Annotated in this window: 9 protein-coding genes and 1 other RNA gene; 3 read left to right on the forward strand and 7 right to left on the reverse strand. The window is 71.4% G+C overall.

Translation table 11 applies throughout. The features are described 5' to 3' along the window. Nucleotides 1-144: 144 nt before the first annotated feature. On the forward strand, nucleotides 145-1,539 hold the full coding sequence (locus ACFVR6_RS07650; RefSeq protein ID WP_386960769.1) for a threonine/serine ThrE exporter family protein: 1,395 nt from the start codon (nucleotides 145-147) through the stop codon (nucleotides 1,537-1,539). Nucleotides 1,540-1,591: 52 nt separating this feature from the next. On the opposite strand, the gene recR is transcribed toward ACFVR6_RS07650, so the two are convergent. Then, entirely contained in the window at nucleotides 1,592-2,185 is a 594-nt protein-coding gene (gene recR / locus ACFVR6_RS07655; RefSeq protein ID WP_386960772.1) for a recombination mediator RecR, read from the reverse strand. Between the two features lie 3 nt (nucleotides 2,186-2,188). After that, a complete protein-coding gene (locus tag ACFVR6_RS07660; protein WP_386960774.1) occupies nucleotides 2,189-4,408 on the reverse strand; it encodes a DNA polymerase III subunit gamma and tau in 2,220 nt (739 codons plus the stop codon). Nucleotides 4,409-4,523: 115 nt separating this feature from the next. On the opposite strand from ACFVR6_RS07660, the gene ACFVR6_RS07665 reads away from it, so the two are divergent. Continuing rightward, a complete protein-coding gene (locus ACFVR6_RS07665) occupies nucleotides 4,524-5,219 on the forward strand; it encodes a hypothetical protein (protein WP_386960777.1) in 696 nt (231 codons plus the stop codon). 3 nt (nucleotides 5,220-5,222) lie between these two features. Here the strand turns inward: ACFVR6_RS07665 and ACFVR6_RS07670 are convergent, their stop codons facing one another. The 5 genes from ACFVR6_RS07670 to ffs all read right to left on the reverse strand — a co-directional run bounded on the left by ACFVR6_RS07670 (nucleotide 5,223) and on the right by ffs (nucleotide 12,257). After that, a complete protein-coding gene (locus tag ACFVR6_RS07670; RefSeq protein ID WP_386960780.1) occupies nucleotides 5,223-7,772 on the reverse strand; it encodes a glycoside hydrolase family 65 protein in 2,550 nt (849 codons plus the stop codon). A 39-nt stretch (nucleotides 7,773-7,811) separates the two neighbouring features. Further along, nucleotides 7,812-8,543 carry an HAD family hydrolase gene (locus ACFVR6_RS07675; RefSeq protein WP_386960783.1) on the reverse strand — a complete coding sequence of 244 codons (732 nt, stop codon included), beginning with the start codon at nucleotides 8,541-8,543 and terminating at the stop codon, nucleotides 7,812-7,814. Between the two features lie 80 nt (nucleotides 8,544-8,623). Next, complete coding sequence (locus ACFVR6_RS07680) at nucleotides 8,624-9,859, reverse strand: acetate/propionate family kinase (protein WP_386960786.1); 1,236 nt, start codon at nucleotides 9,857-9,859, stop codon at nucleotides 8,624-8,626. After that, entirely contained in the window at nucleotides 9,856-11,988 is a 2,133-nt protein-coding gene (gene pta / locus ACFVR6_RS07685; protein WP_386960788.1) for a phosphate acetyltransferase, read from the reverse strand. The genes ACFVR6_RS07680 and pta overlap by 4 nt, the downstream gene beginning before the upstream one ends. Nucleotides 11,989-12,160: 172 nt before the next feature. After that, an RNA gene (gene ffs / locus ACFVR6_RS07690) (signal recognition particle sRNA small type) lies at nucleotides 12,161-12,257 on the reverse strand. Nucleotides 12,258-12,356: 99 nt separating this feature from the next. On the opposite strand from ffs, the gene ACFVR6_RS07695 reads away from it, so the two are divergent. Next, nucleotides 12,357-13,349 carry an AAA family ATPase gene (locus ACFVR6_RS07695; protein ID WP_386960791.1) on the forward strand — a complete coding sequence of 331 codons (993 nt, stop codon included), beginning with the start codon at nucleotides 12,357-12,359 and terminating at the stop codon, nucleotides 13,347-13,349. Nucleotides 13,350-13,351: the final 2 nt, after the last annotated feature.

Genomic DNA, 13,351 nt, shown 5'->3' on the forward strand with positions numbered 1-13,351 from the left:
CAAGGGATTGTGGGCGCATGCCGCCCGACGGTCCATTCTAAGGATCGCGGCATTCCCTCTCTGCCATGTGACGCCTGTCTGCGCCCCGCCGCACGCCGCGTACGATCGAACGAGCGGTACGACGGATGCGGAGACGGGCAGAGAATGCAGCGAAGGCAGCGGCTGGCCCGATCCCTGGGCACCCTGATCAGCGGGAGTGACACCTCCCCCGCCCTGACCGAGGCGCTGCCGATCATCGACGACGCCCTCGCCGCCCGGATGCTGGATCTCGCGGTGCGCATCGGCGAGAGCATGCTCGTCTCCGGCGCCGGCGCCAGCGAAGTGGCGCTGACGATCGTGCGCGTCTCCGGCGCCTACGGACTGAAGCCCGTGCACGTGGACATCACGTACAACGCCATCACCGTCGCGCACCACCGCGGCGACGAGGCCCGCCCGATCACCCTGCTGCGGGTCGTGCGGGGGCCCGTCCCCGACCACGACCGGCTGCAGAAGCTGCAGAGCCTCGTCGCCGACATCGTCGCCGGGCTCCCCCTGGATGCCGCGACCGGGCGGTTCCGCGCCATCCGGCGCGCGCCGTTCCGGTACCGCCCGGCCATCGTCATCGCCGCGCAGGCGCTGCTCGCGGTGGGAGTTGCCGTCATGTTCGGCGGCAACTGGCTCGTCATCACGCTGGCCTTCGTCGCGGCGGCCCTCGCCGCCGTCACCCAGTTCGGTCTGGCGAAGGCGCGCGTGCCCTACTTCTTCAGCCAGGTCGCCGGCGCCTTCGTGCTGACGATCGTCGCGGCCCTCAGCCCGCTGCTGGCCGCCACCGGGTGGGAGGCGGCGGCAGCCATCCGCCCGTCCGTCATCGTCGCGTCGGGGATCGTGCTCATGCTCGCCGGGCTCACGGTGGTGGGCGCGGCGCAGGATGCCATCGACGGCTTCGCACTGACGGCGACGGGGCGCATCCTCGAACTCATGACGCAGACGCTCGGCGTCGTGCTCGGCATCCTCGCCGGCCTCGAGACCGCGCGGGTGGTCGGGCTCGGCATGGAACCGCCGAGCGAGGCCGTGCCGTTCGGACCGGTGCCGCTGCAGCTGCTCGGCGCAGCGCTCATCGCCGTGGCTGTGGCGGTGTTCAACGGCGCGGGCGCCCGCATCATCATCATCAGCGTGGTCCTGAGCACCGTCGCCTGGCTCGGCTTCCTCGCGACCTCGGCCATCGGCTTCGATTCCGCTGCCGCCGCCGGCGCGGGCGCCTTCGGCGGCAGCCTGCTGGGCGTCGTCATCGCCTACCGGCTGCACGTGCCGTCGGTGGCGATCACGACCGCGGCGATCCTGCCGCTGGTGCCCGGCGCCGCGGTGTTCCGGGGGCTCCTGTCGATCGTGGAATCCGGGACCGACCCCGCCATGCTGCTGACCGGGTTCGGCACCCTCGCCGCAGCGGCGACGGTCGGCATCAGCCTGGCGGTGGGGGCGTCGCTGGGGATCTACCTCGGACAGCCTCTGCGGGCGTCGCTGGCCGGCGTCACCCGCGCCCGCGCGCGCGTGCGCCGCTGACACGCGTCGCACCGCGACGCTGCGCGGGCGGCACGCGGCGGGAGGCGGCGGCTCAGACCGAGCGGCGACCCTCGAAGGCGCGCCCCAGAGTCACCTCGTCGGCGTATTCGAGGTCGCCGCCGACGGGCAGACCCGAGGCAAGGCGCGTGACGCTGATCTCGAGCGTGCGCAGCAGGCGGCTGAGGTAGGTCGCGGTGGCCTCGCCCTCGAGGTTGGGGTTCGTGGCCAGGATCACCTCCTGCACCGTGCCGTCGGCGAGACGCTGCATGAGCTGGGTGATGCGCAGGTCGTCGGGACCCACCCCGGCGATGGGGCTGATCGCGCCGCCGAGCACGTGGTAGAGCCCGCGGAACTCCCGCGTGCGCTCGATCGCGGCCACATCCTTGGCGTCCTCCACGACGCAGATGAACGTGGCATCCCGGCGCGGGTCACGGCAGATGCCGCAGCGGTCCTGCTCCGACACGTTGCCGCAGACCTCGCAGAAGCGCACCCGCTCACGGATGTCGCTCAGCAGCGACGCGAGACGGGCCACGTCGAAGTTGGGGGTCTGCAGGATGTGGAACGTGATGCGCTGCGCCGATTTCGGACCGATGCCGGGCAGGCGACCGAATTCGTCGATGAGGTCCTGGACGATGCCGTCGTACATGGCTTAGTTGAACCTCGTGGGCGACGTGTAGGGCTCTTCGCGCACGAAGGTGGCGCCGAGCATCTGGCGCACCACCGGCTCGCCGTAGCGCTCCACTCCCCCGCGTGTCGCGATGGGGCGGCTGGTGACCACGACCGGCGGCACCGGCACGTCGACGGGCACGTCGGGCACATCGATGTCGCCCTCGTCGTCGGCGGGCTCCGGCGGGGCCACGGCATCGGCCGGCAGCACATCGCCCTCGCGCGCCGGAGCGAGCGTGGCGACGCGCATCGGGGACACCGCGGCGTCTTCGGGCTCGTCGTCGACCGCGAACTGCGCGGATGCCGGTGCGGTGGGGTCGTCGACGGGGATCGGTGCGACCGCCCACTGCGTCACCGGCGCCGCCGCGGCCGAGGCCTGCACCGGAGCGGGTGCGGCGGGCGCGGCCGGCGGGGCGCTCGGGGCGCCGCCACCGCCGCGGGGTCCGCTCGGCGGCGCAGGCGGAGTGTCGGGACCTGCCGGTGCCGGACCAGGCGGCACCGCGCCGGCGGGCGGCGGGGTCGGGTCGCTGTCGTGGCGGGCGATGTACTTGACGCGGATGCCGAGCACCTGCTGGATCACCCCGCGCAGGTCTTCGCTGGGGCCTTGACCGGCCTGCAGCTTCTTGAAGGCGGCGACGTCGGCCTGGCTCTGGAACGCCAGGGTGAGCACATCGTCGTCGAACGCGGCGACACGCGCGACGGTGGCCACGAGCCACGACGTGCGGCTGACGTTCTCGAGGCGCTTGAGGATCTCGGGCCACGCGTCGCGCACGTGCGTGAACGTGATGGGACCGGCGGGCACGATGGGCTCGGCGGGTGCCGACGTGTCGTCCTCCGGCTCCGGCGCGATCTCCTCGTCGGCGGGCGGCGCGACGGGCTCGTCCGGCAGCGGGTGTGCGGCGGCGGATGCCGGCGCGGGGACGGCAGACGCGGCTGCGGGTACCGCAGGCGCGGGCGCGGGCGCAGGTGCGGGTGCGGCAGGAGCAGGCGTGGGTGGGGCGACCGGAGCCCGTGCGGCGACCGGAGCCTGCGCGGGCGCAGCAAGGGGCGCGGCGGCGGCCGCCACGCCGGGCACGACGGCGCCGGGGGCGGTCTGGGCGAGCACGCGGGCGACCAGCAGTTCCAGCTGCAGCCGCGGGGAGGTCGCCCCCGTCATGTCGTCGAGCGCGGCGACGACCAGATCGGCGGTGCGCGAGAGCCGGTCGGTGCCGAACACCCCGGCCTGTCGGCCCATGCGCTCGAGCTCGTCCTCGGGAACGCCGCGCAGCACGGCCGCAGCGCCGTCGCCGGTGGCGGCGACCACGATGAGGTCGCGGATGCGCTCGAGCAGGTCGTCGACGAACCGGCGGGGGTCCTGCCCCGTCTGGATGACGCGGTCCACCGCGGTGAACGCGCCGGCGGCATCCCCCGAACCGAACGCCTCCACCACCTCATCGAGCAGCTCCGCATGCGTGTAGCCCAGCAGCGCCACAGCCCGCTCGTAGCGCACGCGCACCGTGCCACCCTCGGCGACATCGGACCCGGCGATGAGCTGGTCCAGCAGCGACAGCGTGTCGCGCGGCGATCCCCCGCCGGCGCGGACGACGAGCGGCAGCACGCCGGTCTCGACCTCCACACCCTCCTGCGTGCACAGCTCCTGCACGTAGTCGAGCATCGCGGCGGGCGGCACGAGCCGGAACGGGTAGTGGTGGGTGCGCGAGCGGATCGTGCCGAGCACCTTCTCGGGCTCGGTGGTGGCGAAGATGAACTTGACGTGGTCCGGCGGCTCTTCGACGAGCTTGAGCAGCGCGTTGAAGCCCTGCTGCGTCACCATGTGCGCCTCGTCGAGGATGAAGATCTTGAAGCGGTCGCGGGCCGGCGCGAAGATCGCGCGCTCACGCAGGTCGCGGGCGTCGTCGACGCCGTTGTGCGATGCCGCGTCGATCTCGACCACATCGAGCGAGCCGCCCCCGCCCCGGCCGAGCTCCACGCAGCTCGGGCACGTGCCGCAGGGCGTGTCGGTGGGGCCCTGCGCGCAGTTGAGGCAGCGGGCCAGGATGCGCGCCGACGTCGTCTTGCCGCACCCGCGCGGGCCGGAGAACAGGTAGGCGTGCCCGACGCGGTCGCTGCGCAGCGCGGTCATGAGCGGGTCGGTGACCTGGGACTGCCCGATCATCTCGCCGAACGCCTCGGGACGGTAGCGGCGGTAGAGGGCGGTGGTCACCCGACTAGCCTACGGCGTGCCCGCGACATCGCGTCCGGCGCTTTCACGGCTTCGACCGTGCGGACGCCACCGGTGGGCGCTGTCGCGTGTCCGAGCGATGCGGGAGACTGCATGCATGCCCACCTCCCGACCGCACCGGGTCGCCGTGGCGACGCTGCTGGCGGCATCCGTCGCCGTCTCTGCCCTGATGACCGGCTGCACGCCGCGCATCCACCCGTCGGGCGGGGTGCCCAGCCCCACCGCGTCGATGTCGCCGTCGCCGTCCGCCGAGGCACCGGTCGTCCCCGGGCGACCCGACGCGACGATCCCCGAGCGGCCCGAGGGCGACGAAGACGGCAGCGCCGCCGCACCCCTCCCCTGCCCGGAAGCCCTCGCCGACTGGGTGCTCGGGATCTCGGGACTCATCGCCGACGATCGCGTGCCCGACCCCGTGCCGAGCGATCCGGCCGTCGACTTCTCCGGTCTCGCCGCGCCGTCGTGCGCCTTCACCGGCAGCGATCTCTCCTTCACCGACATCGAAGAGGTCGAAGCCGCCTCCGATGTGCGGGTCTGGGTCTTCCCGGATGCCGCGACCGCCGCCGCGCACGTCGAGGCCGTCATCACGGCGCTCGAAGCCGCCGGCTACGACACGACGGCGCGACGTGGCGGGGCGGATGCCGCCGCGCACCTGCTGCGCACGGCGGGCACCGAACTGGCCGATCAGACGCTCGTGCTCACCTGGGGCGACCCGGCGACGGCAGAACGCGTCGGCATCGACCCCGGCCAGGTGGCCGTCGGGGTCGACATCGTCACGTTCACCGGCCTGCCGTAGCCGTCAGCTGTCGGCGCCGACGCTCGCATCCTCGCCCGCGGGCTCGTCGTCGCCGATGATCGGGATCGAGCTGGTGAGGGTGGGGATCGATGCCGAGAGGAAGGTGCCGTCGTCGCGGCGCGCGTCTTCGATCTCCTGCAGCGACGGGCGGCCGGGAATGCGCGGCCCCTGACCCTGCAGCGGCACGACGAGGGTCTCGCCGCCGGCGATGACGTGGCCCGCGCCCCGCACCGACAGCACGATCGGCCCGCCGGGACCGGCCGCGAACGTGATCTTGTCGGCGGTGATCTCCACGTCCAGGCGCGTGCCGTGCCACAGCAGCGAGTACGACAGCGACGGCCAGTCCTCCGGCAGTCGCGGATCGAACGACAGATCGCCGAAGTGATCGCGCATGCCGCCGAAACCGCAGACCAGCGCCGTCCACACCCCGCCGGCCGACGCCACGTGCACGCCGTCTGCGGCGTTGTGGTGCAGGTCGCCGAGGTCGACGTAGATCGACTCGAGGAAGTACTCCAGCGCGAGCTCCTGGTACCCGACCTCCGCCGCGAGGATCGACTGCACGACCGCCGACAGGGTGGAGTCCCCCGTCGTCAGCGGGTCGTAGTAGTTGAAGTCGGCGAGCTTCTCCTCGTCGGTGAAGTGGTTGCCCTGCAGGAAGAGCGCCAGCACCACGTCGGCCTGCTTGAGCACCTGGTACCGGTAGATCACGAGCGGGTGGAAGTGCAGCAGCAGCGGCCGCCGCTCCGGCGGCGTGTTCTCCAGGTCCCACACCTCCTTCTCGAGGAAGACGTGGTCCTGCGGGTGGATGCCGAGGGCTTCGCTGTACGGGATGTGCATGGCATCGGCCGCGCGGTCCCACGAGTCGGCCTCGCCCGGTTCGATGCCCAGCCGATCCACGGCGATCTGGTACGCCTCGGGGGCATCCTGCTGCATGTCACGGATGGTGCGTGCGGCGAAGCGCAGGTTGAACCGCGCCATGACGTTGGTGAACAGGTTGTCGTTGACGACGGTCGTGTACTCGTCGGGGCCGGTGACGCCGTGGATGTGGAACGTGTCGCCGTCGACATCGTCGTCATCGTCGTGGATGCCGTCGCTCGTGCGCCAGAAACCCAGCGTCGCCCACAGGCGCGCCGTCTCGACGGCGATGTCGATGCCGTCGGTGTAGAGGAAGTCGAGGTCACCGGTGGCGCGCACGTACTTCGCCAGCGCGAAGCAGACGTCGGCGTTGATGTGGTACTGCGCGGTGCCGGCGGCGTAGTACGCCGATGCCTCCTCGCCGTTGATGGTGCGCCACGGGAACAGCGCGCCCGCCTCGTTGAGCTGCGCCGCACGCTTGCGGCCGGCCGGGAGCATCAGGTACCGCATCCGCAGGGCGTTGCGCGCCCAGCGCGGAGTCGTGTACGCCAGGAACGGCAGCACGTAGATCTCGGTGTCCCAGAAGTAGTGGCCACTGTAGCCCGAGCCGGTCACGCCCTTCGCCGGCACGCCCAGGCCGTCGGCGCGCGCCGCGGCCTGCGCCAGCTGGAACAGGCACCAGCGGGTGGCCTGCTGCAGGTCGTCGTGGCCGGCGATCTTCACATCGGAGCGGTCCCAGAAGTCGTCGCACCATGCGCGCTGGCGCTCGAACAGTGCGGGCACCCCCACGCTCTGGGCGCGGTCGAGGGTGCGGCGGCAGCGGTCGACGAGCTCACGCGCCGGCACGCCACGGGACGTGTGGTACGTCACGATCTTGGTGACCGTGGTGGGCACGCCCGCCTTGGCCTGCACGCGGTACAGGTTCTTGGCGATGTCGGGCTCGATCAGCCCGCGCACGTCGTACTCGTTCTCGGTCTCGATGATGTGGTCGGCGGCGACGGCGAGGGTCATGCCCGACGCGGACACCCGGTACGACAGCGCCGTGCGCGCACCGTCCTGCCAGTAGTCCTGCGGCTGCAGCACGCGCTCCTGCATGCGGTCGGCCTTGCGGGGGTCGAAGCCGGCGCGACGGGGGGCCACGGCGGTGCCGCCGTACACGTCCTCGCCGTCCTGGCGGTTGACCAGCTGGCAGTTGATGGTGACCGGGGCGTCGGCGTTGAGCACGGTGACGGTGATGGTCATGACCGAGAGGTGCTTCTCCTCGAAGGACACCATCCGCTCGTAGTCGATCTGCACCTCCTTGCCGCTCGGGGTCACCCACAGCACGTGGCGGCGCAGCACGCCGTCGCGCATGTCGAGCACGCGCTCGTACTCGCGCACGTCCGCGATGTCCAGCGACAGCGGCTCGTCCTCGACGTAGACGCGCATGACCTTCGCGTCGGGGGCGTTGATGATGGTCTGCCCGACTTCGGCGAACCCGTAGGCCTGCTCGGCGTGACGGATCGGGAAGGTCTCGTGGAAGCCGTTGATGAAGGTGCCGTGCTCGTGCCCGTGCAGACCCTCCGGCTGATTGCCGCGCATGCCGAGGTACCCGTTGCCGACGGCGAACAGGGTCTCGGTCACGCCGACGTCCTCGAGGGAGAACTTCTTCTCCACGAGGCGCCAGGGGTCGACGGGGAAGCGATCGCGGTCGATCATCAAAAGCCTTCCGGGTGAGGGCGGGTTGCGGGTTCGGGTTCAGTCCAGGAATTCGGCGAGATCGTCGACGACGACGTCGGCTCCGGCGTCGCGCAGCACCTGCGCGCCGACGCCGCGATCGACGCCCACGACGAGGCCGAAGCCGCCGGCGGAGGCCGACTGCACGCCGCTGTGGGCGTCTTCGATGGCCGCACTGCGGGCGGGGTCCACTCCCACCATGCGCGCCGCGACGACGAACATGTCGGGGGCGGGCTTGCTGGGGATGTGCTGCTGCTCGGCGACCAGGCCGTCCATGATGACGGGGAACCGGTCTATGATGCCGGCGACCGTGAGCACCTCACGGGCGTTCTTGGAGCTCGACACGACGGCGATGGGCGTGCCCGCGGCCTGCAGCGTGTCCAGCAGCGCCAGCGACCCGGGGTAGGGCGCGATGCCCTCCTCGCGCAGCACCCGCTCGAACACGAGGTTCTTGCGATTGCCGATGCCGCAGACGGTGTCGGCGGTGGGCGGATCGCTGGGTTCGCCCCACGGCACCTCGACGTCGCGGCTGCGCAGCAGGCTGGCCACCCCGTCGTACCGCTTCTTGCCGTCGAGGTAGAGGAAGTAATCGGCCTCGGTGTACGGCGGCGCGATGCCCCACGCGGCGAACAGCTCGGTGAACATCGCCTGCCAGGCGTGCATGTGGACCTCTGCCGTCGGGGTCAGGACGCCGTCGAGGTCGAAGAGCACGGCATCGAAGGCGGTGAGGTCGGGAAGAGCGCGTGTGGACACTTCGCCAGCGTAGTCGCGCTGCCTGTGCGAAAGTGCGCGGATGCCGGGGTCCACTGCGTCCGCTCGCCTGGCGTACCGGGTCAGAGGGCGGCGACGACCTCGAGGGCCTGCCGGGCGATCTCGAGCTCTTCGTTGGTGGGGACGACGAGCACGGTGACCGCCGAGTCGTCGGCCGAGATGACGCGCACGTCGCGGCGACGTTCCTCGTTGCGCTCGGGGTCGATCTTCACCCCGAGGAAGCCGAGGGTCGACAGCGCCCCCGCCCGCACGAGGGGCGAGTTCTCGCCGACGCCGGCGGTGAAGACGATCACGTCGACGCCGCCGAGCTGCGCGATGTAGGAACCCGCATAGGCGCGGAGGCGATGCAGGTACACCTCGAGGGCGAGCGTGGCATCCTCGTCGCCTTCCGCGACGCGCTCTTCGAGGTCGCGCATGTCGGTGACGCCGGCGAGCCCCAGCACACCACTGCCCTTGTTGAGGAGGTCATCGAGATCGTCGATCGACATCCTCGCCCGGCGGGCGAGGTGGAACAGCACGGCGGGGTCGATGTCGCCCGAGCGCGTGCCCATGACGAGCCCCTGCAGGGGCGTGAGCCCCATCGAGGTCTCCACCGACCGGCCGCCGTCGACGGCGGCCGCCGATGCGCCGTTGCCGAGGTGGAAGACGATCTGCTTGAGCTCGGACAGCGGACGGCCGAGGAACTCCGCTGCCGTGCGGCTGACGTACTTGTGCGACGTGCCGTGGAAGCCGTAGCGGCGGATGCGGTGGGCTTCGGCGAGCTCCTTGTCGATCGCGTACGTGTAGGCGGCCGGCGGGAGGGTCTGGTGAAACGCGGTGTCGAAGACGGCTACGTGCGCGAGGTCGGGGAAGGCGGCCTTCGCGGCACGCACGCCCTGCAGCGCGCCCGGGTTGTGGAGCGGGGCGAGCACCGACAGCTCGTCGATGTTGATCTCGACGAGGTTGGTGATGAGGGTCGGCTCGAAGAAGCGCGCACCGCCGTGCACGACACGGTGGCCGACGGCGACGGGCGGGAACTCCTCCAGCGACGGCCCCCACTGGGCGAACGCGTCGAGCATGACCCGGAACCCGGTGGTGTGGTCGGGGATCGGCAGCTCCAGCGTGTAGGTGGCATCCGTCGCCGTCACCGCCTCGCCCTCGCCCGTCCCGGCGCCGAAGACGACCTTGTGCTTGGCGGCACCGACCGATTCGCCGATGCGCTCCACGAGTCCGGAGGCGAGCACGCGGCCGTCCTCAGGCTCCAGCAGCTGGTACTTGAACGACGACGAGCCACTGTTGACGACGAGCACGACGCTCATGCGGTTGCCTCTCCCTGCGCCTGGATCGCGGTGATCGCGATGGTGTTGACGATGTCGTCGACGAGGGCGCCGCGCGACAGATCGTTGATGGGTTTGTTGAGCCCCTGCAGCACGGGGCCGATGGCGATGGCGCCGGCCGACCGCTGCACGGCCTTGTAGGTGTTGTTGCCGGTGTTCAGGTCGGGGAAGACGAACACCGTCGCGCGCCCGGCGACGTTCGAGCCGGGGAGCTTCTTGGATGCCACGGCGGCGTCGGTGGCCGCGTCGTACTGGATCGGCCCCTCCACCGGCAGCTGCGGCGCGCGTTCGCGCACGAGCACGGTGGCCGCGCGCACCTTGTCGACGTCGGCGCCGCTGCCGGACTCCCCCGTCGAGTACGACAGCATCGCCACGCGCGGCTCGATGCCGAACTGGGCCGCCGTCGCCGCGGACGACACCGCGATGTCGGCCAGCTGCTCGCTCGTGGGATCGGGGATGACCGCGCAGTCGCCGTAGACGAGCACGCGGTCGGCGAGCGCCATGAGGAAGACGCTGGAGACGACCGAGACGCCGGGCTTGGTCTTGATGATCTCGAACGCCGGCCGGATCGTGTGGGCCGTGGTGTGGGCGGCTCCCGACACCATGCCGTCGGCGATGCCGAGGTGCACCATCATCGTGCCGAAGTACGACACGTCCGTGACGGTGTCGGCGGCCCTCTCGTAGGTCATCCCCTTGTGAGAGCGCAGACGCGTGTACTCCTGGGCGAACGTGTCGACGTAGCCGGCGTCGAAGGGGCTCGTGATCTGGGCCTTCGACAGGTCGATGCCGAGCTCGCGCGCCCTGGCGTGCACCTGTGCCTCCTCGCCGAGGATCGTGAGGTCCGCGATGCCGCGCGCGAGCACGGTCGCCGCGGCACGCAGCACGCGGTCGTCGTCGCCCTCGGGCAGCACGATGCGGCGGCGGTCGCTGCGCGCGCGCTCCATGAGGCCGTATTGGAACATGAGGGGCGTGACGACCGTGGTCTTGGCGACGCCGAGCGCGCGGGTGAGCTTTTCGGTGTCGACGTGCTTGTCGAACAGGGCCAGCGCCGTCTCGTAGCGGCGCGGCGAACCGGCCGCCAGGCGCCCGCGCGAGCCCATCACACGCACGGCGGTCTCGTAGGTGTCGAGGTCGGTCGCGATGATCGGCACGGTCGCGCCGAGGCCGTCGATGAGGCTCTCGATGGTCTCCGGCAGCGGGAACGGCCCGTTGAGCACGACGGCCGCGACGGCCGGGAAGGTGCCCGAGGTGTGGGCGAGCAGCGTCGCCAGCAGCACTTCGGTGCGGTCGGCGGGGATCACCACGACGGCGGAGTCGGTCAGCCGCGGCAGCACGTTGACCATCGACATGCCCGCCACGACGATGCTGACCACCTCGTGCGACATCAGCTCGGGGTCGCCCTTGACGAGCGTCCCCTCCACGGCGCGCAGGATGTCGCTCACCGACGGCGCCACCAGGTAGCGGTCCTCCGGAAGGGCGAGCACGGGGATGTCGCGCCCGGGGCGGGCGGCGGTCACGGCCGACTCGATGGCGGCGATGGTCTCGTCGAGCCGGTCCCCGTCGGCACGGTTGGCGACGACCGCGAAGAGGTCGGCACGACCGTTGGCCAGTTCCACGAGGGCGAGGGCGGCGATCTGGCCCATCTCGGCGGGGGTGCGGGCGATGGTGGTGCCCAGCTGCTCGCTCTGGCCCTGGCTGTCGCGGCCGCCGACGACCAGCAGCACCGGCGTGCCGAGGTTCGCGGCGACCCGCGCGTTGAAGGCGAGTTCGGCGGGGCTGCCCACGTCGGTGTAGTCGCTGCCGACGACCACGACGGCGTCGCACTGCCGCTCGACGGTCTTGAAGCGTTCGACGATGGTCGCCAGCGACCCTTCGGGGTCGGCACGCACGTCGTCGTAGGTGACACCGACGCACTCGTCGTAGTCGAGTTCCACACCGTCGTGGTCCAGCAGCATCTCGAGCACGTAGTCGCGCTCCTCCGTCGAGCGTGCGACCGCGCGGAACACCCCCACCCGCGGGGTGGCCCGGCTCAGCGCATCGAGCACGCCGAGCGCGATCGTGGATTTGCCGGAATGACCTTCGACGGAGGTGATGTAGATGCTCTGAGCCACGTGCACAGCCTAGGCGGGGGCCTTCGCGGCGGACAGGCCGTGGTCCGTGAATAACCCGACTGGCCTCCTCCGCGGGAGGCGGCGGGCCCGTGTCGTTCCGCCGAACGGGGGCCGCGCGGATCAGGAGCACGGCGCCTGCAGATCCCCGTTCGGCGTCCTCGCCGCGGGGGAAAATTAAGACTCTCCGCGAACCCGGCAGAGCCTGGTTACCCTTGCTACGTTTCCGTCCTGGGGGAGTTGGCCTGGATGCCGCCTCGCGGAGAGCTGACACCAGTGTACGCGACCGGCCCACTGCTCGTGCGCGCGGGTTACGATCATGGCAGCGACGCGACGACGCGCCGCACCCCGCTACCCGTCGAGGGGAACGCATGAGCGATCTGTCCGTCGAGCCGATCACCGCGGAATCCTTCGCCCGGTCCACCACCGCCGTGCTCGACTCGATCACCCGCGTGATCGACGGAAAGCCCGACGCGGTGCGCTCCGCGCTCATGTGTCTGCTGGCCGAGGGGCACCTGCTCATCGAAGACGTCCCCGGCGTCGGCAAGACCATGCTCGCCCGGGCGCTCGCGGCATCCGTCGATGCCACGGTTCGCCGAATCCAGTTCACGCCGGATCTGCTGCCCGGAGACGTCACGGGCGTGTCGGTGTTCAATCCGGTCGACCGCGAGTTCGAGTTCAAGCGCGGCGCGATCTTCGCGCACATCGTGATCGCCGACGAGATCAACCGCTCCTCCCCCAAGACGCAGTCGGCCCTGCTGGAGGCGATGGAGGAGCACCAGGTCACCGTCGACGGCGAGTCGCACGCCCTCCCCGAGCCGTTCCTGGTCGTCGCGACCCAGAACCCGCTCGAGATGGAGGGCACGTACGCGCTCCCCGAGGCGCAACGCGACCGCTTCATGATGCGCATCTCGATGGGGTATCCGGATGCCGCGAGCGAAGGGCTCATGCTGCGCCAGCGCGACACCGTGAACCCCCTCGTCGCCATCACCCCCGTCGTCGACGCGGAGCGGGTGCGGGCGCTCATCGGATGGGCCCGCAGCGTGCACCTCTCCCCCGCCGTCGAGGAGTACGCCGTCGCGCTCGCGCAGGCCACCCGCACGCACCCCGACCTGCGCTTGGGCGCGAGCCCCCGCGCGACGCTGCAGCTCGTGCGCGCGGCGAAGGTGCGCGCCGCGCTCGACGGTCGCGAGTTCGTCATCCCCGACGACGTGGCGGCCCTGCTCGTCCCGGTGTTCGCGCACCGGCTCATCCCCGCCCGCAGCGCCGGCACCGCCCGCGCGCGGTCGACCGCCGATGCGATCACCTCGGTGCTGACGCAGATCGCGGCATCCGTCCGGGTGCCGCTCACCGCCCGCGCGTGAGG

It is taken from the genome of Microbacterium sp. NPDC058021 (assembly GCF_042885955.1).
Taxonomy (GTDB): Bacteria; Actinomycetota; Actinomycetes; order Actinomycetales; family Microbacteriaceae; genus Microbacterium.

Coding starts and splice junctions, on each gene's coding strand:
- recR (WP_386960772.1), bottom strand. CDS start 2,185: ATGTACGACGGCATCGTCCAGGACCTCATCGACGAATTCGGTCGCCTG.
- ACFVR6_RS07670 (WP_386960780.1), bottom strand. CDS start 7,772: ATGATCGACCGCGATCGCTTCCCCGTCGACCCCTGGCGCCTCGTGGAG.
- ACFVR6_RS07680 (WP_386960786.1), bottom strand. CDS start 9,859: ATGAGCGTCGTGCTCGTCGTCAACAGTGGCTCGTCGTCGTTCAAGTAC.
- ACFVR6_RS07650 (WP_386960769.1), top strand. CDS start 145: ATGCAGCGAAGGCAGCGGCTGGCCCGATCCCTGGGCACCCTGATCAGC.
- ACFVR6_RS07665 (WP_386960777.1), top strand. CDS start 4,524: ATGCCCACCTCCCGACCGCACCGGGTCGCCGTGGCGACGCTGCTGGCG.
- ACFVR6_RS07695 (WP_386960791.1), top strand. CDS start 12,357: ATGAGCGATCTGTCCGTCGAGCCGATCACCGCGGAATCCTTCGCCCGG.